Raw genomic sequence first — 18,974 nt, 5'->3', positions numbered from 1 at the left:
ATTTATTCAGTAAGGTTATTTAGGGCTCAAATTGCAAAAAAAGGAATATATGAACCGCATTCAGAGAAACTTCATTGGCTTAGCACTGACATTAACCGTAATATGCTCAGCTACATGGGCGCAAGTACCATTGCTTAAGGCAGGCGACCCTACCCCCAAGATAACTATCAATGATCAGCATGACAAACCATGGTCAATTCCTGCTGATACAAAACTTGTACTTTTTAGCGGCAGTCGAAATGCCAACACTATCGTACAAAGCCTCCTGACTCAAAAAGGGGCTGATTATTTAAGCTCGAAGAAAACAGTATATTTTTCAGATCTCAGCAAAATGCCGGGATTTATCACGAGAACTTTTGCGCTTCCTTCTATGAGAGATCTACCCTACTCCGTAGGAATAGTTCTGAACGCAGATGAAAGTCAATCTTGGCCAAGAGAGGATGATGCCGTAACGGCAGCCTTTCTTAATCAAGGGAGAGTTACCAAGATTGAGTTTGTTAAAAATACCGAATCACTTCAGAAAATCCTTGAGAGTCAATAAAGCGGTATAGCTGATTTAGCGAGCCTTTGGAGAGCTCGGTGGCCAAATCAAAGCCGCCGAAAGGCAGCAGTTTGAGTTCTTGACGGCCCGGGGTGGAATCGACCGGGGCTGAGGATCTAGCCCACTCATCGATTTATTCGATTACCTTGCCCAGTTAAATTCGTTGGACTGATATCCATATAAGGAACAAGATAACCACATCGCAATCAATAACTGATGGAGTTAAAAATGAAAATCCAAAATAGATTAGCAGTTATCGCCGAGGGCTTGTATTTTATTAATCATGGCTATGAGAAAGATTTAGCAACCATCCTAAAGCCCCAAATATATCCTCAGTAAAAGAAAGGGCTGTGGTGCTTGTAACTGGGTTGGGAGAAGTTGACCGCTGCCTACAGCACCGCCCTATCTTTTGCTTGCTTAGTAGCGCATGATGAGCAGATAAGTAACTTCACATTGAAATTTTTATAAAAACAAGGGCATAAAATGAGCACAAAAATAGATATTGGTATTAGTGAAAAAGATCGAAAAGCCATCGCAAAAGGATTATCTGAGCTTTTAGCTGACAGCTACTCTTTGTATTTGATGACCCACAACTTCCATTGGAATGTAAAGGGTCCGATGTTTAACACGCTTCACACTATGTTCATGGCTCAATATACAGAGCAGTGGGCGGCACTAGATTTAATAGCAGAACGCATAAGGGCACTTGGGGAGCCAGCACCTGGAACTTATAGAGAGTTCGCAAAACTGACCTCAATCAAAGAAGTTGAAGGGGTGCCAAAGGCAATGGATATGGTGAAGCATCTTGTTAAGGCTCAAGAAGCAACAGCGAAAACTGCTCGTAAACTTTTTCCCTTAGTTGAAAAAGCAAACGATCAACCTTCCGCAGATCTTCTGACTCAACGACAAGATATCCATGAGAAAACTGCTTGGATGCTAAGAAGCCTATTGGAGGAGTAAATCCAACGATGTCGTTTAAAGCGACATCGACTGATACAGGGATGCGTAATCCTCCGCTCTTACGGCTGCTATTGGCCGATAGCAGACCCGCAAGCGTTACTTTAAGTAACGCTCAAAAGACAAAACCCCCACCATTTCTGATGAGGGTTTGCTTTTCTGGTGGGCCCACCAGGACTTGAACCTGGGACCAAAGGATTCCGGTTTGTGTAGCTTTCACTACTCCCTGGACTATGCCTTCATCATATGCTCGCGCACTTAGATGGGTGCCGTCTAGTCTCTACACGTTCAAAGTATTTCTACTAAGCTTCGCTCGGCGTTAGCTTGTGCAGCTTTTGGCTACCTTTAGCTTTCTCCGAATTTGACACCATCCCATATACAGTTTCCACGTATATGGCACAACTTACGCCATGAGTCCTCTGCTCTAACCAACTGAGCTATAGGCCCTAAAACTACACTTTTTAACCCGATAAAACTGGGCTAAAACTACTGCTTTACAACTTGCCTCGGTGTGTAAGCGGTGTGTAAGCAAACCTATCTACCCTTACCACGCTAAGACCCTTATGTTTATTAGGTTCTTAGCAAAATACAACGAGGTTATCTCTCTTATGAGAGCAGATATCCAAAGAAAACCACTAGGATTTCAAGAGCTTACGCCGCACGATTATCGGTGTGTAAGCGTTTGTGTGACTAATTTAACGAGATCGCAAGAAACGCTGGTTCACTCTTTGGTTTTCAAAACCAAAGGATTTTGGAGCAACCATCTAACACTTCGTTGCTCCAAAGGGTTCTTTTATTAGCATTGCGAGCGTTACTTTAAGTAACGCTCGTTTGGAAAACTGGGGATAACGACCTAAGGTGAATTTTCTTGCCTCGGAAATTAATCATGAATTCCTATCTAGATTCCTCAATAGTTTGCCCATCTCTAATAGCGTAAATTCGCTTAAATAGAGGGATAATTTTTTCATCATGGGTAACCACAATAATTGCAGTCTGATATTGGCTGGCCATTTGATTTAAGATCCCCATCACTCCTAAGGCTCTTTCGCTATCTAAAGGAGCTGTCGGTTCGTCGGCTAAAATCACTGGGGGTCTATTTGCCAAAGCCCTTGCAATGGAAACTCGTTGTTGCTCACCCCCAGATAATTCTGATGGGTTAGCATTCGCCCGATGCGCAACATCTAAAGCTTCTAGTAACTCCTTAGCCCTCGCTCTAGCAATATTGTTTGGCACCCCCGCAAGCATAGGTAAAAGCGCCACGTTATCCGTCACGTTCAGAAAGGGAATTAAGTAAGGCGCTTGAAAAATAAAGCCAATTTTGTCTCTTCTCAGAGCCCTTAAGTCCTTAATCTTCCAACCATTCTCGTAGATCACTTCACCACCCAAAGTCATGCGACCTGCTGTGGGCTCAATGACTGCTCCTAGACATTTCAGTAGCGTACTTTTTCCAGACCCAGATGGGCCTATAAGCCCAACCACTTCACCAGGAGCAATTTGCATGTTGACATTTTTTAGGGCATCTACAGCAGCATCACCATGTCCGTAAGTTTTTCGAAGTCCCTCTAATTGAATACTGTATGTACTCATATCAGCCCCCTATCGCTTGGGCAGGATCTACTAGCAATGCAGTCCTGATCGCCAAGGTACTAGCTAAAGCGCATATGACCATCACTAAAATGAATCCGATGACTGCATCTATCGGCTCCAATAAAACATATTTTGGAAACAGCGGCGCCCAAAAAGTAGCTGAAGTTTTTCCCACAATAAACCCGATTAAACCCAATCCAAGGGCTTGTTGCAAGATCATGCTAGCAATAGTGCTATTTTGAGTGCCAATCAATTTCAACACGGCAATCTCCCTAATCTTTCCTAGGGTCATGGTGTAGATAATGAAAGCCACAATGGCAGCGCTTACTACCGCCAAGATCACTAGAAACATACCAATTTGTTTCGCAGAATTTGCAATCAACTTGGCAACAAGGATTTCTTCCATCTGCGCTCTTGTATACACCTCAAGATGTTTCCAGCGACGGATTGGTTTAGCCACCTCCTCCGGAGTTCTTCCTTCTTGGATTTGAACAAGGATGGCATTCACACTGTGATTGGTAGATTGCGATGCCGTAATAGCATCCAATAACCCAGGAATGGGGCGATTCAAACTGGGATTGGCTACGTTTCTGGCGCGATCATTCAGAATCGCATCGTTGTCCTTTAGAAATTGCGCCTCTTGTGCATCTTTAATTGGAATGAATACCATTGGATCACCGCCCGATGAAACCATGCGTCGAGTTAAACCCACTACCCGATACTGATGGCGCTTAATTTGAATGAGGTCGTTTAGCTCAAACCCCGTTTTGATATCCGCTAAAGCTTCATAGTGTGATTGGACTATGTGTCGACCAGAAATCAAATAGGCCGGCTCACCAAGCTGCCCACTTTCTACCCCAACCACCATGGCTCTAGTGTCACTCTGCCCTTTACGAACCTGCATTGTGAGATAGGTGATGTTAGCTGCGCGTGCAACGCCTGGCATTCCCAGCACGCCTCTTACATAGTCATCTCGAATGCTGGATGCTTCAGCATAAGGGCCTTGGGTATCTTTTTGTACCACCCAAAGATCTGCACCGCTATTGTTTAGTAGGGCCATGGCATCATCCACCATGCCTCGATATACCCCTGCCATTGTTAGAGTGACACCGATTAGCAGTCCGAGGCCCAATCCCGTTAGAGCAAACTTACCCCAAGAATGCGCAATGTCACGACCCGCTAGGCTAATCACGGCGTTTTCTTCAATAAAGAATCAACCACCTTAATACGCTGCCCTTCTTTAATTTCAGCATCGCTATAGAGAACAACTTCATCACCACTCTTAAGTCCACTCAGAATAACCACTTGACCATTTAAGCCGTTTTGTCCAATTTGTACCCGAGCAAAATGGGGCTTGCCATCCTTGAGCACCCATACCCCAGTTTCATCACCCCTCTTTTTAATGCTTGCATTGGGCAAGCTAAGGCCATATTCACTAGAGGCTAATTGCAATGTCACTTCTGCCATCTCCCCAATTGAAACAGTCTTGGGCATATCTATCATTTCAATTTGGGCAATGCGTTCTTCCGCGACACTATCACTGAGCATCTCAACGCGAACTACCTTGCCCGAGATTGGGTGATGTGGATTAGAGCGCAATATCACATTTGCATCTAAGCCAACGGCTAATCCCATTGACTTACCTTGGTCAAAACGCGTCTTAATCCATAGGCTCGTTGGGTCGATTAATTTTAAAACCGCCTGACCAGCAATAACGGTTGAGCCTGGCTCGGCATCTCTAGATGTAATGATCCCATCTACTGGAGCCCTTAATTTAATATTAAGCTCTTGTTGTTTAAGCCCAGCCAAATCAGCAGTTGTTTTTTGAACAATCGCTTTTGCTGAATTGAGTTCCTGTGACTTGCCTTCAACAACAATTGGGCTAATAAAATTTTTCTTTCCCAACTCCACATATCGCTTGTACGTTTCAGAAGCCAGCAGTAAGCGTGCCTTTGCATCAGTCACTTGTGCCTCAGCAGCAATCATTCTCTGATTCAGATCAATAGAATCCATCTCGGCAAGTAGTTGACCCTCTTTAACCAAATTGCCTACATCTACATATACGTTTGAAACGCGTCCAGCAACTACTGGTCCCATCAAATATGACCGCCTCGCTTCAATTGTTCCCACTCCAAATAGTGTGGGTGCAAGCGATTGGTCGCTGACTTTAATGGTCGTCACTTTTGTGGACGCTAAAGGCCCAGAATTTAGAACAACAAATCCAAATACGACTAATAAAAATGTAAGCGTGAGACCCATCAGTAATTGACGGCGGGTAATGTTCAATTCACGCATTCGGAGTAGAAGCGAACTTAAGAGTTCTTTTAATTTAATGGTGCTATTCATTTTTTTGAGCCATTAATGTACTTGAATAAAAGATGCCTATCTTTTAATCATGCTCCCTTTAGTTGTTTAAGGGGTGATTTAATTACCTATTACGATGGAAATCAACGCAATCGTTATTAATCCCTAATATTAATCTTTTTGCACTATTTAAAGCTATCATACACTATATATTATTATATAATGTATGATAGCTTTAACACCAAACTTGTTACGTCGAACGATCCCTACTTGGGTAAAAAAATATCTAAGCTAAGTAAAGCCTATTCCATCCTACAAAAGCAATATAAGAACTGCTGGGTGGTCCCCATAGGGGTTTGATGGAGCTCTGTTGAGCTGTCAATCAGCTTGAATGTCTGACCAAACTGACTGTGAAGATTTTCTGAGTCATAGCGAACGATGTCTAAACCACTGCACTTCTCAGGGCCCTCGGGTCCAAAGGTCGACATAATCACATAGCCACCATGCTTTACTGAGCGCATCACTTGTTCTACATATCTTGCTCGTTGTGCTTCTTCAGTTAAAAAATGAAAGACGGCTCTGTCGTGCCAAACGTCAAAATAGCCTTGCGGTAATGTTGCTTGTGTAATATCAGCGCAGTACCAGTGAACCTGAACAGCCCGCTTACCAATACGATCCCTAGCTACATCAATTGCTTTTTGAGAAATATCTAAAACGCTGATGTCCTCATAACCCTCAGACAAAAGGTCGTCAACTAGCGTAGATTCGCCACCACCAATATCAATAATGACGGCATCTTTACTGTGTGCTGCTTGATGAATAAGACTGAGGGATGTATCAAGGTGTGGCGCATACCAACTCAGCGCATCCGGTGCCTTGTCGCCGTAGACCTTCTCCCAATGTTCTTTTTTGTTCATTTGCTAGTGCTTAGGCTGTTTGTTAACAGCCTTCTTGTAAGCATCCATGCCACCTTTAGTTTTCCACTCTTCATAGCCACCCTGAAGAATGCGCAAATTCTCATAGCCAGCAACACGCAAAGCAAAGCCTGCCTGCGCTGAGAGACTGCCGGTATTACAGTAGATTAAGACAGGCTTGTTCTTAGGAATCTTATCCTTTTGTGCCAAGACTTGGCGCCACTCAATGTTGACTGCTCCAGGAATATGGCTCTTATCAAACTGAGCCTTATCTCTAGCATCAATCACCATCATCTTCTTATATTCTTCTGCGGGTATCTGCTCAGGAAATATCGTAGCACCGCCATAGTCCACAAACTCAAGATAACCCGCCATCTCATCAACAGCAATAGCTTTGTTATCAGCAAATGTAGGGCTTGCTATGAATGATGTGAGCGCAAGCGCAATGAATAGTTTTCTCATTTATTTCCCAGTCTTAATAGTTGATTTGAACTTATCGAATTCAGGTCTCACGCTATCGTTAAATAACTTACCTTGCTTCTTCTGCTTGGTGGTTCCCTCTAACTCCAGAATGTCCGCAATGATTTGATAGCTCACCATGCCATTGTGAGCGCCACCACTTGCCGCTATGTTTTGTCCGTTGTACCAAACTGAAGGAGCTGGCGTTAATGGCGGAACGGCTGTTTGGGGCAGAACCAAAATTGGTAGTCGATACGCATTAGCAATTTCTGCGGCAATTTGAACATTGGTGTTACATCTGGTCCCAGGAGGATCTTGATTAATGAATACCAAGGCTTTTTGCCCGTTAATCTCTAGCGGGACAGGGCTGTTAGCAAGAACGCTTAATGAGAACAAAGAGATAATGACCCCCACGAGCTTTTTAAGCATTTACACCCTCACTTATATTCAATAAAATCATTGAATGATTATGCCTAGACAAAAATCTACTTTCAAGCAAAAACTGTTCGAGCAATTTGCCAAACTCGGGAAAGCCCTTGGCTCAGAAGTGCGCTTAGAGCTGATTGAACTGATTATTCAGTGCCCTACAGCTGTTGAAGACCTAGCTAAAAAGGTTAAGCTGCCAATTGCCAATGTATCGCAACATCTACAAGTACTTAAACAAGTAGGCATTGTGAATACGATCAGACAAGGTAAATCCATTGTTTATGAGATAGCGGACTCAGATGTCATTGATTTGTTCTTAAAGCTACAAGGTGTTGGACAGCGCCACATTGAAGAAGTCGATAGCCTCGTCAATAAGTACCTCACCTCGCGAGATAGCTTAGAAGGCATGCCAGTTAATCAAGTACTTAAATTAGCCAAGCGTGGAGAAATCACGCTTTTAGATGTGCGGCCTAGTGAAGAGTACGCTCACTCCCATCTTGAAGGGGCACTCAATATCACCCTTGAGGAATTAGAAGAGAGATTGGGGGATTTTCCAAAATCTAAAACGATTGTCGCTTACTGTAGGGGCACGTACTGCGTACTATCTTATGAAGCTGTAAAGCGCCTCAGAGAAAAAGGATTTAAGGCAGTACGAGCAGAAGATGGCATACCCAATTGGCTCAATATGAATTTGAAGCTAGCTAAACAAGACGAGTAGTGATTGTTCCGTCTTAATCGCCTTATTCAAACGCCACAGTCTGCTTTTAAGTCGGCGCTTGTACTTTCTTTAGCTTTACATGTCTGCTTTCTACTTTTATGGGCTCCATCAACAGTAAAGCCGCTAAAAACAGTTAAAGAAGATGTCGTTGTTATCAAACTGAACGAGCCGCAAGAAAAGCAAGAGCCCGTCAACATCCAGAAGAATCAGACGCTCACAAAGAAGGCCCCAGCAACACAAGCAGCTCCAAATGCCCCAACAGCAGAGGAATGGGCTTTTGCCTCAACCTACACATTAAAAAATAGTAAAGGCTACAGACACACCTGGGGCAAGCAAGTGCGTAGCATGATGGGAACAGCTGTTGAAGGTGCCGATCAAGGGCAGGTGAGATTCAGAATCGAGATTGCTCCAAATGGAAGCATCACTAAAGTTGAAACACTCTGGAAGACATCTGATAAGGCTGAAGCCCTTGCTCGTAAAGCAATTTATTCAATGCCACCGCCACCGCCCACGCCAACTGGCAAACCACTCATCTTTGAAAAGACAATTTCATTTACGCCATTTGCTACTGATGACACACCCATTTACAGTGATGACTGTTTACCTGATCCACCATCATTTAACAATCCATTCGCATGGGATGGCAAATCACCGCAAGGGATAAAACAAAATAAGCCTGCCGAAAAGCTCGGTCCTGAAGCATTAGCAGAGTGCCTCAAACAATTACCTCAGGATTCTATTGAAGGTGTGGCCGCTCATAATCAGCGACAGCTAGATCAATGGGGGTCAAGCAATCTAAATCAAAGAAAGTAGTTCACGTACATACGTCTATGCGCATATATTTGTAATGTCGTTTTAAACGATATTCCTATAATGGGGCAAGCAAAAACACTTAAGGCGTCTATGGCTTGGATTATTACTAAGTATCTCCTAACAGCAGGGATGGTTGTATTCATTTCTGAAGTTGCAAAGCGAAGCGATCGACTGGGTGGCTTTATTGCGGCATTGCCCTTGATGACGCTTTTAACTCTGGTGTGGTTGTATGTTGAAAACCAGCCCGAGGAAAAGATAGCCAATCATGCCTATTACACCTTTTGGTATGTAATTCCAACATTGCCAATGTTTCTATTGTTTCCACTGCTACTTCCAAAGTTAGGATTTTGGCTAACGATGGGGGCTTGCGTAGTGGCAACTATCATCTGCTTTGGCCTATTTGCCTTGATGATGAAGGGCTTTGGAATTAATCTGCTATAGGCAATGGCATTTATTGGCCGATATGAGACTTTGGGCCAGTTTCTAGCGTTAGGCAGCTGCCGACCCATAAGAGACGGTCGCAGATAATAAAATCAGCCGAAGATGGTTTAAGCGCTTCTTAGTGGCCCGTCATGACTTGAACCTGGGACCAAAGGGTTATGAGAGCAGAAATCCAAAGAAAAACACTGGGATTTTGTGTGGTTACGCCTCCAAAATATCGGTGCGTGTATTTGTGTGACTAATTTGATAAGAGGAGAAGAAACTCAAGTTCACCCATTGGATTTCAAAAAAAGTGCTTTGGAGCAATGATCTCAATACCTCGCTACTCCAGAGCACTTTTAAAGAATGCGCCAGGCGTTACTTAAAGTAATGCTTCTTTGAAGTCTGGCAAAAACCCAGACCGATGTTGGTAAATAATCTATCCGCCCTCAGCACTTTTTTTAACAAATAGTCTGATAAAGAAAATAGCCATCCCAATCATAAATAAAATTACAGCCAAACTTAACTGACCAGCAAAAGATCCAAATAGTTCTATCCACATTTTCATTTTGACCTACCTCCTACTTTATGACTATAGAACTTTCAAATAAAGATCAATTTGACTGATATCAAAAAAATTGCCTATATCAACATGAGAGTGATAAATATTTTATGATGGTATTACTCGAATTTAATGGCTTCTGGCTTTGCAATAGGTTCGCCTGCTGCTGCCCAAGCATCGAATCCACCTGATATAGACTGCACATGAAGATAGCCCATTTCATGAAGGGCCTTAGATGCAAGTGCTGCCCTACCGCTATTCTTGCAGTACAACACAATTTTCATGTCTCGAGCGCTAAAACTCGGATCATTGCTTAACTTAAACTCCAGTAGCCCTCTAGATATATGGATTGCACCTGGGATATGGCCACTTGCATACTCATCTGTCTCACGGACGTCTAGCAATACATCTGCATCCTGAATAGCCTGCGTTGCATCAGCTAATTCAACTTCCTTTATTTCAGACTTTGCTGCTGCAACCAAATCATGTGCCGTCTTCATCTCAATCCTTATTAAATGGTGTAATTATCATTATATGATAATATATAATGATAAGCAAGAAGGTTAGACCTGAGGAAGTTCAACATCTTCCATTGGATAAGCATCAGCAACATATGCTGGTCCCTTCATCACCTTCACCAAAAATGCCCCAATGGCTATAGTAAGGATTGTGAGCCAATACACCACTAGGGTACCAATCACCAAAATATCAATTAACTTGATAGTCGATCCTGTAACCTGAATATAGTCATATGCAACTAGGGCCCTGGTCACAATAGATGGAAGGAGAATGATTAAACTTCCGATGCCCAATATTGCAGGCACGCCATGAAGAATCTTTCGCTCAACCCCAGGAGGGCATGTTACAAAGCCAGGAAGAATATTTAAGAGAGTATTCATAGGCTCTTACTCTAAGCTCAATTCATTCACGCCACTTTGTTTTAAATCAAACATATTTCACCGCCACCCATTAAGAGCGCCAACCCCACTAAGAGGAGAATTTGATCAAATACCCTATAAATTCATTCCCTGCCCGCTACAATAAAAAAATATGAATACAATTTCAGGACCAGTACAAGAAAATGATTATGAGAAAACAATTCATGAGCTTAATCGTGAAATTGTCAGACTTGCCTTTGCCTTGAATTTGGATTTATCCAATCATGCGTACTTGCATGAGTTCTTAACGGCCGATATTGATCGCACGCACGATCATTTTCATAAACGCGAAACATTGAAAGGTCTGATTGTCTTAAGAGGACAAATCTGCATGCAGGTCGGAGACGCTGGTATGGAGCCCCTACCTGGACCAATTCACGAATCAATTTATAAACTACTGCAAGTACATCAATCTATTGGGTGATTCAATAATTAAAAGGTGAAATCATGCTGATCAAGTGCCCTAGCTGTCATAAATTTAATCGCTTACCACTAGATAGAATTAATCAAAAGCCCATTTGCGGGATTTGTAAATCGAGCCTACTCTTAGGGCCTATCGACGCCGACCAAGCGAGCATTAAGGAAATCTTGAGCCAAAGCAAGATGCCTGTCCTTGTTGATTTTTGGGCTCCTTGGTGCGGTCCCTGCAAAATGTTTGCCCCCACCTTTCTATCTAGCGCTAAAAAGCATGGTGAAAGTATTCTTCACATCAAACTCGATACCGAAGCAAATCCAGCAATCGGTCAGGAATTTTCAATTAGATCAATTCCAACTTTGGCAGGTTTTAAAAATGGTGCCGAAATGGAGAGGGTGAGTGGAGCACTTTCTGCCCAACAGTTAGATCAGTTTATTTTGCGAATACTTTAAAAAATGCATTAAATCAATAATTTAACTAGTGATTGCAGTAGGTCTTGTAGAGAATACCCATTACATCAAGCGCTACCTCACTAGATAGTGAATAATAAATCTGCTTGCCTTCCCTCCTAGTTTGAACCAAACCCTCATTGCGTAATACAGTTAATTGCTGAGAAAGCGTGGGTTGATGTATTCCTAAGGCACTCTCGAGATCTCCAACACACTTTTCACTTTGACTTATCTGGCACAACAATAGCAATCTATCGCTATTTCCTAGCGTTTTAAGTAGCCTACAAGCCTCATTTGCAGACTCCTGCATTCTTTCCAGATCCATATTCACAGCCATATCAGGCCCCCAAGATTTTTTAGAACAAATTCGCACATCTCATTCATTTTACTTTATTATATAATATAATTAAGTAAATTAAATAACCGAATGCAGAGTCATGGATAAAAAACTAGGGATTTCAGGCCGAATAGCAGCATTCTTTCAAGGGGCACAAATTACCCCCCTGCTAGCGATTCTTGCTTTGCTTTTAGGTTTATTTGCCATCATCGTGACTCCGCGTGAAGAGGAGCCTCAAATTAATGTGACGATGGCTAATGTCATCATCCCCTTTCCTGGTGCAAGCGCTAAAAACGTAGAGGAAATGGTTTCAATACCGGCAGAACAAGTACTTTCGCAGATTGCTGGGATCGAACATGTGATGTCAATGTCTCAAACTGGGCTTTCAGTCATCACCGTTCAATTTAAAGTTGGGGTACCAAGGACGGAAGCATTGGTACGGCTGCATGACACCGTAGCAGCAAATTCAGACTGGCTACCGAAAGGGCTTGGAGTCATGCCTGCCATCATTAAGCCAAAAGGCATAGATGATGTTCCAATGCTTACCCTCACTTTATTTTCTAAAAATTCATCAATTAGCTCTTATGAGTTGGAAAAAATAGCCAACCGAATTGAAATAGACTTGAAGCGAATAAAGGGCACTCGGGAAGTTACCACTATTGGTGGACCTAAACGCGCGATCCGAATTGAAGTCAGTCCCGAGAGGATGGCTCTTAAAGGCGTGACTATTCCCGAGCTTAGAATGGCGCTGGAAACAGCCAACCTAGGAATGCCGGTAGGAGACTTACTCACTGAGCAAGGATCAATTGCGGTTGAGACTGGCCCATTTCTGAAAAACCTAGAGGACGTGGAAGATATTGCCTTGGGGGTTCGTCAAGGCAATCCTATCTATATCAAAGATGTAGCCACAGTTATTGATGGACCAATCCAAAATCAAAGACTAGTTTGGCACGCAGAAGCCTCAGAAAATGGTACTGCAGATCATCCAGCCGTCACTATTTCAGTTACCAAGAAACCCGGCGAGAATGCCGTTGACGTGTCAAACCAAGTTTTAAATCAGTTGCAATTTCTAAGATCCACCTTAATACCAAAAGATATTGAAATTGCAGTCTCCCGTAACTATGGCGAAACTGCCAATGAAAAGGCTACGAAGTTAATCCAAAAACTCATTTTTGCGACATTGTCAGTAGTAGCTCTAATTTTCTTTGCATTAGGCCGTAGAGAGGCAATGATTGTTGGCTCAGCGGTTGTTCTTACCTTGGCTACAACATTATTCGCCTCATGGGCCTGGGGATTTACCATCAATAGAGTCTCCCTTTTTGCCTTGATATTTTCAATTGGAATTTTGGTGGACGATGCCATTGTGGTAGTTGAAAACATTCATCGACATCAACTGCTATTCCCCAATAAAAGCTTAAAAGAAATTATTCCTAGCGCAGTAGATGAAGTTGGCGGGCCTACTATTTTAGCAACGCTTACTGTGATTGCCGCACTATTACCCATGGCATTTATTAGTGGGCTGATGGGTCCGTATATGAGCCCCATTCCAATTAATTCAAGTATGGGCATGCTGCTATCACTAGCAATTGCCTTCATGGTTACACCTTGGATGGCGAGAATTTGGCTTGCTCCACATTCGTCCAGTCAAAAGGCACACTTCAATCTAGCCCAGTGGATCAGCCCGAAGTTTAAGAAAATATTTGATCCCCTGCTAAGTGATCAATTTGGAAAAAGAAATAGAAAATTGTTGGCAGGCGGGGTGATTGTAGCAATCTTGATTTCACTCTCACTGCCAATGATTGGCTTAGTGGTATTAAAGATGTTGCCATTTGATAACAAGTCAGAATTTCAAGTGATCTTGGATATGCCACCAAGCACTAGGGTCGAAAAGACCTCAGAGGTTTTGAGGGAAATGGGGGGAGCCTTATCTAAATCTCCTGAAGTAAGTAGCTACCAGATTTATGCAGGCACTTCCGCCCCGATAAACTTTAATGGCTTGGTACGCCAGTACTACTTTAGACAAAATCCAGCATTAGGCGATATTCAAGTTAACCTCGTAGATAAGCACCATCGCTCAGATCAAAGCCATCTTATTGCAAGTCGCATTCGCCCAGCATTGCAAGAGATTGCAAAAAAATATAACGCCAATGTCAAGGTGGTAGAAGTGCCTCCAGGCCCCCCAGTCCTTTCACCTATCGTTGCCGAGATCTATGGCCCCACCCCAGAGGGCAGACTGAATGTTAGTAAATCAGTAAGATCCGCTCTTGAGAGAACCGATGGCATTGTCGACATTGATGACAGCAGCATTGCAAAATCACCAAAGCAATTCTTGTTAGTTGATCGTCATAAGGCAAGTCTGATGGGCATTTCTCAACAAGCAATCGTGACAACTTTGAAGGCTGGGCTTTCCGGAGAAAATATTGCTTACGTTCATGACAAATCCAAATACCCCGCGCCTACTGAAATTAGACTCCCAGAAAATAAACAGGACTCATTAAAAGAGTTGCTGAAATTGACTGTCAGAAACTCACAGCGGGAGGCGGTGCCTCTAGGCCAGCTAGTTTCTATCGCAGACGCAGACCGAGAGCAAACCATCTATCGCAAGGATCTTCTGCCAGTAAGTTATGTTATTGCAGATACCGCCGGAAAAGTGGATAGCCCTTTGTACGGCTTATTTAAGGCTAGATCGCTGACCAGGGAAATTAAAGATTCAAATGGCAAGCAAGTGGAAGAATTCTTTACTGCCGCTCCTAGCAATCCTTACCAGAGCTATGCTATTAAGTGGGATGGTGAATGGCAAGTTACTTATGAGACCTTCCGTGATATGGGCGCTGCTTATGCAGTTGGCTTAATACTCATTTATCTACTAGTTGTAGCGCACTTTGGCTCCTATCTCACACCACTCGTCATCATGGCGCCGATTCCCCTCACGATTATTGGGGTAATGCCTGGGCATGCTCTGCTCGGCGCGCAATTTACAGCAACCTCCATGATTGGCATGATTGCACTGGCTGGCATCATTGTGCGTAACTCAATACTGCTAGTTGACTTTATTAACCTCCAGGTTCGCCAAGGAATTGCTTTTAAGGATGCCGTGGTGGATGCTGCCATCACGCGAGCCCAACCTATTGCACTTACAGGGTTAGCGGCAATGCTAGGGGCATTCTTTATATTGGATGATCCTATTTTCAACGGCCTTGCAATCTCATTAATCTTTGGGATTCTGGTATCAACTGCACTCACCTTAGTGGTAATTCCCTTGCTGTATTACTCGGCTTATGCTCATCGAGCAGACAAAATTCTCAAATCTACTGATTAATTAATCTAAGGAATTCATCATGACCTCTTGGAAAATTGTTGACATCATTGCAGGCACTTTCATTTTGATCTCAATAGCGCTTGGCGCCCCTGGAAGTCCAGGGTTCGCAAATGAATGGTTTTTAGCCTTTACCGCTTTTGTTGGCGCCAATATTTTGCAAAGTGGTTTAACCGGCTGGTGCCTCATGGAAACAATTGTTCGTAAGTTGGGCGCTAAAGCTGGCGCATAAATTCAAAGGTTACCAATGAAACTTCTTGATATAAAACCTTTTGCAGCAGCTGCGATGGCGTTGCTAGCCATTTCATCCAATCCAACAATGGCAACAAGCTTAATGGAGGTATGGCATGAAGCACAAAATAGGGACCCGGATTTCATTGCCAGTCGGTATGAGCAGATGGCTGGAGAGAAAAGGCGTGATCAGGGAACTTCCTTATGGCTTCCAAGCGTCAACTTAACCGCCCTCACCGGCAGCATGAGCTATAACACCTCAACTACTGGTGCGCAATTCTATGCGCCAGGTATGGGGACTTTTAATGGGGCTAATTTCAATACCTCAGTTAATAATGGTTTCGTTAACCGATATACCGTCGGCGCTACCCAATCAATTTATAACCGCGAACGCCTTGCCCAAAGCCGACATCTCAATCTCTCGGCTGATGCATCCAATCTTGGGGCTCAGATAGCTAACCAAAATCTAATTTTGTTGGTTGCTGAACGCTATTTCGATGTCCTTAGTGCCGAAGAGGCCGTTAGATTGGTCAAAAAACAAGAAGCAGCAATTGCCAATACTCGCCAACAAATTGAGAAGCGCTTTAGGCTTGGCGATGCCAGTCAAACAGATATGCAAGAAGCAAACGAGCGATTGGACACCATAAAAGTACGCGCCTTAGATGCAAGCAATAATCTCTCCGTCAAAAAACTCGCCTTACAGGATTTATATGGAGGCGCAGTCAATATTGACACATCAAGAATCAACTTAAATGTTGCACAACTATCACTTCCAAGCCTCGAAACACATGTAGGAAAGTTAAAGTCCCAAAACCTCCAACTGCAAATGCTTTCAACGCAAGAAAAAGCAGCAAAAGAAGAGGCTGAAAAGTACAGTACAGCAGCCTCACCTAAGCTCGATGCGGTTGCACAGTCCTCTAAAGATAGTTTAAGTGGATCTGGTAATTTTGGTCCCGCCAGCAATACAGCAACTAATAATTATCTTGTTGGATTACAGCTTTCAATCCCTCTATATACTGGCGGCTACCGCACAGCCAAGCAAGAGGAGTCATTGCTCTTAGTTGAAAAAACTAAAGCCGAGTACAACAAGTCTGAGCAGAATTTAGAGAGAACTTTAAGATCGGTTTGGTATTCGCTCTATGGCGCAAAGGATAAGTTAACGGCACTATCAAATGCCCAAAAGACTGGAGAAGCAAGGTTAAGCTCTACACGGATCGGGTATTCGAATGGTTCTCGCACCACGATGGAACTTTTGGGAGCTGAAAGTGACCTCATCGCAAATGACTATGCACTTTATATGGAAAAAGTGAACTACCTACTGAATCGGTTACGCATAGCTGCACTTACCGGTGAAATCTCAGAGCAGGATCTTTCAATGGTGAATGCCTACCTTAATTGATTCAACAAATGCAATCTTAGAAGAACGAGAAAAAATCAGATGAAACATTTAGAAGCCAAAAAAATGTGGGATGACCGCTTTAATAGCGAAGGTTTCCTATTTGGAACTGAAGCAAACGAATTTTTACAAGAGATGGCTCCAAAGTACCTCAAAGAGAATGCACGAATTTTGTGTGTTGCAGATGGCGAAGGCAGAAACTCTACTTGGCTAGCCCAGCAGAATCACCAAGTTGATGCGTTTGATTATTCTGATATTGCAATTGAGAAAGCAAAAAAGTTTGCTAGCAGCAAAAATGTATCGGTCAATTACGTCGTATCAGATTGTGAATCTATCAATTGGGAGGCAGGCGATTACGATGCAGTCATTGCGATATTCATTCAATTCTCGAATCCCAAAGAACGCTCCAGATTATTTAAAGATATGTTGTTAGCATTAAAACCAGGCGGCGTCTTAATTCTTCAAGGTTACACACCAAAGCAATTGGAATATAAAACCGGCGGACCAAGTCAGATTGAAAATTTGTACACAGAACAAGTTATAAAGAATTTACTTAAGAATACAAAAATTGAAGTACTAAAAGTCTATGAAGCAGAATTAAGTGAAGGCAAAGCACATTCTGGAATGTCGGCTTTAGTGGGAGCGGTAGCAATAAAAAAACCCGTATCAATATGGCAATTCATCATAGCGGCAATTATGATGCCAATGTTTTCATAATCCGTTGAACGCGGGTTTGAATCTCGCCACGGATATATTTGGTAACGATTTTGGTAACTAGGATGTTGCATCTTTGCAAACCCTTGAAATACTTATTGACTTGGCGGAGAGGGAGGGATTCGAACCCTCGGTAGGTTTGACCCTACGCCTGATTTCGAGTCAGGTACATTCGACCACTCTGCCACCTCTCCGAACCGGTAAATCATTATATCCAGCGATACATGCAGCCATATGGTCGATAGGGACTTAAGCATGAGCTAGGCAAACTGGATAGGTGCGATTAATATAGATATACATTTAAGTATATCTATATGGGACTAGATCATGAATATCCAAATTTCTAAATGGGGCAATAGCTTGGCACTTCGCATCCCCGCTACATTTATCAAAGAAATCGGGCTTAAAGAGGGGGATAAGGTTGAAGCAACTCTCTCAAAGGATGGCTCATTAATTATTCGACCCCAGAAACTAGAACGTAAAGAGATCGCCGCTCAACTAAGAGCATTCAGGGCTACGTTGAAGATGGGCACATCAGTAATGGATGAGGTTCGCTCAAAGGCGCGCTATTGATGATCTACATTGATACAAGTATTTTTGTGGCGTTATGTACAACTGAACAGAAAAGCGATGCTGTTGATAGATGGCATGATAGTAGCTCTGCAAAAATGATTTCATCCACCTGGACATTTACTGAATTTTCCAGCGCACTTAGTCTTAAAGTCAGAACCAATCAAATAACAGAAAAGCAGAGTCGCGAGGCTTGGAAAAAATTTGACATTCTTTGCCAAAATGATATCGAGCTAATGCCCATTGAGAGCAAAACATATTACTCTGCAGGGATCCTAGTAATTGACAGCAAGTCAAACCTCAGGGCTGGTGATGCACTCCATCTCGCAGCAGCAAAATCTTTTAAAGCGAAATCAATTGTCACTCTTGATAAAGTACTCGAAAAGAATGCTTCTCGTTTGAAAATAAAAACTATCGTTATTTAAGACTTCTGTCATCGCGTCACCAAGTTATCTATAACTTGGGGTAAAGCCACTAATAATTCAGGCCAGAGGAGCGCCTTACTGACACACACCCGTCATTAAGAGTACGCCAGAGAAAAATCCAAAAGGATACTTACCATCTTTTGCAAATCCTTCGATACTGAGATAGTCAACAAAGGCGCTATCTTTACCTGCAGAATTTTTCGTCCAAATCACTTTATAAGGATTGCCCTTGCCGCCAGCTGCGATTAGCTTAGGCTTTCCCAGAGAATCCATCACATCACCAATAACCTCACCGGTTTTCTTAACTACCGCAAATTCTTGACCAATTCGGGGACTATCTTTAACGATATCTAACTCTCCATTACTTTTTATATAGGCATCACTCAAAACCTCGCATCGATAGGTTTTGTCACCAGCCAAAGCAGCCGGCGAGATCAATGCTGAGCAAATGAGAGTCATGAGTAATGAGAACTTTTTCATTT

Annotated in this window: 24 protein-coding genes and 1 tRNA gene; 13 read left to right on the top strand and 12 right to left on the bottom strand. The window is 42.9% G+C overall.

What is annotated here, in order from left to right; all coding sequences use genetic code 11:
- The first annotated feature begins 49 nt into the window (after positions 1-49).
- Positions 50-541, top strand: a complete 492-nt coding sequence (locus tag ICE93_RS06360; RefSeq protein ID WP_216186622.1) for a hypothetical protein — start codon at positions 50-52, stop codon at positions 539-541.
- 483 nt (positions 542-1,024) lie between these two features.
- A complete protein-coding gene (locus ICE93_RS06355) occupies positions 1,025-1,501 on the top strand; it encodes a Dps family protein (protein ID WP_216186620.1) in 477 nt (158 codons plus the stop codon).
- Between the two features lie 891 nt (positions 1,502-2,392).
- Here the strand turns inward: ICE93_RS06355 and ICE93_RS06350 are convergent.
- From ICE93_RS06350 to ICE93_RS06325, 6 genes are all read right to left on the bottom strand, one after another.
- Positions 2,393-3,085, bottom strand: a complete 693-nt coding sequence (locus ICE93_RS06350; protein WP_216186617.1) for an ABC transporter ATP-binding protein — start codon at positions 3,083-3,085, stop codon at positions 2,393-2,395.
- A gap of 1 nt (position 3,086) precedes the next feature.
- Positions 3,087-4,277 (bottom strand): ABC transporter permease, encoded by a 1,191-nt coding sequence (locus ICE93_RS06345; RefSeq protein ID WP_216186614.1) that lies wholly within the window; start codon positions 4,275-4,277, stop codon positions 3,087-3,089.
- On the bottom strand, positions 4,274-5,431 hold the full coding sequence (locus ICE93_RS06340; protein WP_255533227.1) for an efflux RND transporter periplasmic adaptor subunit: 1,158 nt from the start codon (positions 5,429-5,431) through the stop codon (positions 4,274-4,276). Before ICE93_RS06340 ends, ICE93_RS06345 begins: the two co-directional genes overlap by 4 nt.
- A 260-nt stretch (positions 5,432-5,691) precedes the next feature.
- Positions 5,692-6,306, bottom strand: a complete 615-nt coding sequence (locus ICE93_RS06335) for a class I SAM-dependent methyltransferase (RefSeq protein WP_216186612.1) — start codon at positions 6,304-6,306, stop codon at positions 5,692-5,694.
- A gap of 3 nt (positions 6,307-6,309) precedes the next feature.
- Complete coding sequence (locus ICE93_RS06330; protein WP_062309688.1) at positions 6,310-6,765, bottom strand: rhodanese-like domain-containing protein; 456 nt, start codon at positions 6,763-6,765, stop codon at positions 6,310-6,312.
- Positions 6,766-7,191 carry a hypothetical protein gene (locus ICE93_RS06325; protein ID WP_062309686.1) on the bottom strand — a complete coding sequence of 142 codons (426 nt, stop codon included), beginning with the start codon at positions 7,189-7,191 and terminating at the stop codon, positions 6,766-6,768. It abuts the gene before it with no gap.
- A gap of 34 nt (positions 7,192-7,225) precedes the next feature.
- On the opposite strand from ICE93_RS06325, the gene ICE93_RS06320 reads away from it, so the two are divergent.
- The 3 genes from ICE93_RS06320 to ICE93_RS06310 all read left to right on the top strand — a co-directional run bounded on the left by ICE93_RS06320 (position 7,226) and on the right by ICE93_RS06310 (position 9,160).
- Positions 7,226-7,906: a metalloregulator ArsR/SmtB family transcription factor gene (locus tag ICE93_RS06320; RefSeq protein ID WP_082784110.1), complete on the top strand. Its 681-nt coding sequence runs from the start codon at positions 7,226-7,228 to the stop codon at positions 7,904-7,906.
- Between the two features lie 3 nt (positions 7,907-7,909).
- A complete protein-coding gene (locus ICE93_RS06315; RefSeq protein WP_216186610.1) occupies positions 7,910-8,719 on the top strand; it encodes an energy transducer TonB in 810 nt (269 codons plus the stop codon).
- Positions 8,720-8,809: 90 nt separating this feature from the next.
- On the top strand, positions 8,810-9,160 hold the full coding sequence (locus ICE93_RS06310) for a DUF3147 family protein (protein WP_062309684.1): 351 nt from the start codon (positions 8,810-8,812) through the stop codon (positions 9,158-9,160).
- A 418-nt stretch (positions 9,161-9,578) separates the two neighbouring features.
- Here the strand turns inward: ICE93_RS06310 and ICE93_RS06305 are convergent, their stop codons facing one another.
- The 3 genes from ICE93_RS06305 to ICE93_RS06295 all read right to left on the bottom strand — a co-directional run bounded on the left by ICE93_RS06305 (position 9,579) and on the right by ICE93_RS06295 (position 10,600).
- Positions 9,579-9,701 carry a DUF3149 domain-containing protein gene (locus tag ICE93_RS06305; RefSeq protein WP_255533228.1) on the bottom strand — a complete coding sequence of 41 codons (123 nt, stop codon included), beginning with the start codon at positions 9,699-9,701 and terminating at the stop codon, positions 9,579-9,581.
- Positions 9,702-9,820: 119 nt separating this feature from the next.
- Complete coding sequence (locus tag ICE93_RS06300; RefSeq protein WP_062306413.1) at positions 9,821-10,201, bottom strand: rhodanese-like domain-containing protein; 381 nt, start codon at positions 10,199-10,201, stop codon at positions 9,821-9,823.
- A 63-nt stretch (positions 10,202-10,264) separates the two neighbouring features.
- Entirely contained in the window at positions 10,265-10,600 is a 336-nt protein-coding gene (locus tag ICE93_RS06295; protein WP_062306415.1) for a hypothetical protein, read from the bottom strand.
- A gap of 151 nt (positions 10,601-10,751) precedes the next feature.
- Here ICE93_RS06295 and ICE93_RS06290 point away from each other — a divergent pair, with 151 nt between their 5' ends.
- Both ICE93_RS06290 and trxC read left to right on the top strand, forming a co-directional pair.
- Entirely contained in the window at positions 10,752-11,063 is a 312-nt protein-coding gene (locus ICE93_RS06290; RefSeq protein WP_062306418.1) for a hypothetical protein, read from the top strand.
- A gap of 23 nt (positions 11,064-11,086) precedes the next feature.
- Positions 11,087-11,506: a thioredoxin TrxC gene (gene trxC, locus ICE93_RS06285; RefSeq protein WP_216186608.1), complete on the top strand. Its 420-nt coding sequence runs from the start codon at positions 11,087-11,089 to the stop codon at positions 11,504-11,506.
- A gap of 25 nt (positions 11,507-11,531) precedes the next feature.
- Here trxC and ICE93_RS06280 read toward each other — a convergent pair whose 3' ends face one another.
- Entirely contained in the window at positions 11,532-11,840 is a 309-nt protein-coding gene (locus ICE93_RS06280) for a metalloregulator ArsR/SmtB family transcription factor (RefSeq protein WP_216186606.1), read from the bottom strand.
- 100 nt (positions 11,841-11,940) lie between these two features.
- Here ICE93_RS06280 and ICE93_RS06275 point away from each other — a divergent pair, with 100 nt between their 5' ends.
- From ICE93_RS06275 to ICE93_RS06260, 4 genes are read left to right on the top strand one after another with little or no spacing between them, the layout of a single operon-like run.
- Positions 11,941-15,159 (top strand): efflux RND transporter permease subunit, encoded by a 3,219-nt coding sequence (locus ICE93_RS06275; protein WP_216186604.1) that lies wholly within the window; start codon positions 11,941-11,943, stop codon positions 15,157-15,159.
- 19 nt (positions 15,160-15,178) lie between these two features.
- Positions 15,179-15,388 carry a DUF2892 domain-containing protein gene (locus tag ICE93_RS06270; RefSeq protein ID WP_216186602.1) on the top strand — a complete coding sequence of 70 codons (210 nt, stop codon included), beginning with the start codon at positions 15,179-15,181 and terminating at the stop codon, positions 15,386-15,388.
- A gap of 15 nt (positions 15,389-15,403) precedes the next feature.
- Complete coding sequence (locus ICE93_RS06265) at positions 15,404-16,786, top strand: TolC family protein (protein WP_216186600.1); 1,383 nt, start codon at positions 15,404-15,406, stop codon at positions 16,784-16,786.
- A 39-nt stretch (positions 16,787-16,825) separates the two neighbouring features.
- Positions 16,826-17,500: a bifunctional 2-polyprenyl-6-hydroxyphenol methylase/3-demethylubiquinol 3-O-methyltransferase UbiG gene (locus ICE93_RS06260; RefSeq protein WP_216186597.1), complete on the top strand. Its 675-nt coding sequence runs from the start codon at positions 16,826-16,828 to the stop codon at positions 17,498-17,500.
- Positions 17,501-17,601: 101 nt separating this feature from the next.
- Here ICE93_RS06260 and ICE93_RS06255 read toward each other — a convergent pair.
- Positions 17,602-17,691: transfer RNA gene (locus tag ICE93_RS06255), tRNA-Ser, on the bottom strand.
- Positions 17,692-17,824: 133 nt separating this feature from the next.
- Between ICE93_RS06255 and ICE93_RS06250 the strand changes: the two genes are divergently transcribed.
- Together ICE93_RS06250 and ICE93_RS06245 are read left to right on the top strand one after the other, a co-directional pair.
- Positions 17,825-18,070 carry an AbrB/MazE/SpoVT family DNA-binding domain-containing protein gene (locus ICE93_RS06250; protein WP_216186595.1) on the top strand — a complete coding sequence of 82 codons (246 nt, stop codon included), beginning with the start codon at positions 17,825-17,827 and terminating at the stop codon, positions 18,068-18,070.
- The gene (locus tag ICE93_RS06245) at positions 18,070-18,492 is read left to right on the top strand and encodes a type II toxin-antitoxin system VapC family toxin (protein ID WP_216186593.1); all 423 of its coding nucleotides are present in this window, start codon (positions 18,070-18,072) and stop codon (positions 18,490-18,492) included. The genes ICE93_RS06250 and ICE93_RS06245 overlap by 1 nt, the downstream gene beginning before the upstream one ends.
- Positions 18,493-18,567: 75 nt before the next feature.
- Here ICE93_RS06245 and ICE93_RS06240 read toward each other — a convergent pair whose 3' ends face one another.
- A complete protein-coding gene (locus ICE93_RS06240; RefSeq protein ID WP_216186591.1) occupies positions 18,568-18,972 on the bottom strand; it encodes a hypothetical protein in 405 nt (134 codons plus the stop codon).
- Between the last annotated feature and the right edge of the window lie 2 nt (positions 18,973-18,974).

Origin of the sequence: Polynucleobacter sp. MWH-HuK1 (assembly GCF_018881815.1) — a bacterium.
Lineage (GTDB): Bacteria > Pseudomonadota > Gammaproteobacteria > Burkholderiales > Burkholderiaceae > Polynucleobacter.
Note: the sequence above shows the minus strand (reverse complement) of the source record. Positions and strands in the feature narration are given on the sequence as shown.

Bases quoted from the DNA above. Each gene is read 5' to 3' on its own strand.
- ICE93_RS06270 (WP_216186602.1), top strand. From the start codon at position 15,179: ATGACCTCTTGGAAAATTGTTGACATCATTGCAGGCACTTTCATTTTG.
- ICE93_RS06330 (WP_062309688.1), bottom strand. From the start codon at position 6,765: ATGAGAAAACTATTCATTGCGCTTGCGCTCACATCATTCATAGCAAGC.
- ICE93_RS06290 (WP_062306418.1), top strand. From the start codon at position 10,752: ATGAATACAATTTCAGGACCAGTACAAGAAAATGATTATGAGAAAACA.
- ICE93_RS06355 (WP_216186620.1), top strand. From the start codon at position 1,025: ATGAGCACAAAAATAGATATTGGTATTAGTGAAAAAGATCGAAAAGCC.
- ICE93_RS06325 (WP_062309686.1), bottom strand. From the start codon at position 7,191: ATGCTTAAAAAGCTCGTGGGGGTCATTATCTCTTTGTTCTCATTAAGC.
- ICE93_RS06240 (WP_216186591.1), bottom strand. From the start codon at position 18,972: ATGAAAAAGTTCTCATTACTCATGACTCTCATTTGCTCAGCATTGATC.
- ICE93_RS06335 (WP_216186612.1), bottom strand. From the start codon at position 6,306: ATGAACAAAAAAGAACATTGGGAGAAGGTCTACGGCGACAAGGCACCG.
- ICE93_RS06295 (WP_062306415.1), bottom strand. From the start codon at position 10,600: ATGAATACTCTCTTAAATATTCTTCCTGGCTTTGTAACATGCCCTCCT.
- ICE93_RS06305 (WP_255533228.1), bottom strand. From the start codon at position 9,701: ATGTGGATAGAACTATTTGGATCTTTTGCTGGTCAGTTAAGTTTGGCT.
- ICE93_RS06360 (WP_216186622.1), top strand. From the start codon at position 50: ATGAACCGCATTCAGAGAAACTTCATTGGCTTAGCACTGACATTAACC.
- ICE93_RS06275 (WP_216186604.1), top strand. From the start codon at position 11,941: ATGGATAAAAAACTAGGGATTTCAGGCCGAATAGCAGCATTCTTTCAA.
- trxC (WP_216186608.1), top strand. From the start codon at position 11,087: ATGCTGATCAAGTGCCCTAGCTGTCATAAATTTAATCGCTTACCACTA.
- ICE93_RS06310 (WP_062309684.1), top strand. From the start codon at position 8,810: ATGGCTTGGATTATTACTAAGTATCTCCTAACAGCAGGGATGGTTGTA.
- ICE93_RS06320 (WP_082784110.1), top strand. From the start codon at position 7,226: ATGATTATGCCTAGACAAAAATCTACTTTCAAGCAAAAACTGTTCGAG.
- ICE93_RS06250 (WP_216186595.1), top strand. From the start codon at position 17,825: ATGAATATCCAAATTTCTAAATGGGGCAATAGCTTGGCACTTCGCATC.
- ICE93_RS06260 (WP_216186597.1), top strand. From the start codon at position 16,826: ATGAAACATTTAGAAGCCAAAAAAATGTGGGATGACCGCTTTAATAGC.
- ICE93_RS06350 (WP_216186617.1), bottom strand. From the start codon at position 3,085: ATGAGTACATACAGTATTCAATTAGAGGGACTTCGAAAAACTTACGGA.
- ICE93_RS06265 (WP_216186600.1), top strand. From the start codon at position 15,404: ATGAAACTTCTTGATATAAAACCTTTTGCAGCAGCTGCGATGGCGTTG.
- ICE93_RS06340 (WP_255533227.1), bottom strand. From the start codon at position 5,431: ATGAATAGCACCATTAAATTAAAAGAACTCTTAAGTTCGCTTCTACTC.
- ICE93_RS06245 (WP_216186593.1), top strand. From the start codon at position 18,070: ATGATCTACATTGATACAAGTATTTTTGTGGCGTTATGTACAACTGAA.
- ICE93_RS06280 (WP_216186606.1), bottom strand. From the start codon at position 11,840: ATGGCTGTGAATATGGATCTGGAAAGAATGCAGGAGTCTGCAAATGAG.
- ICE93_RS06300 (WP_062306413.1), bottom strand. From the start codon at position 10,201: ATGAAGACGGCACATGATTTGGTTGCAGCAGCAAAGTCTGAAATAAAG.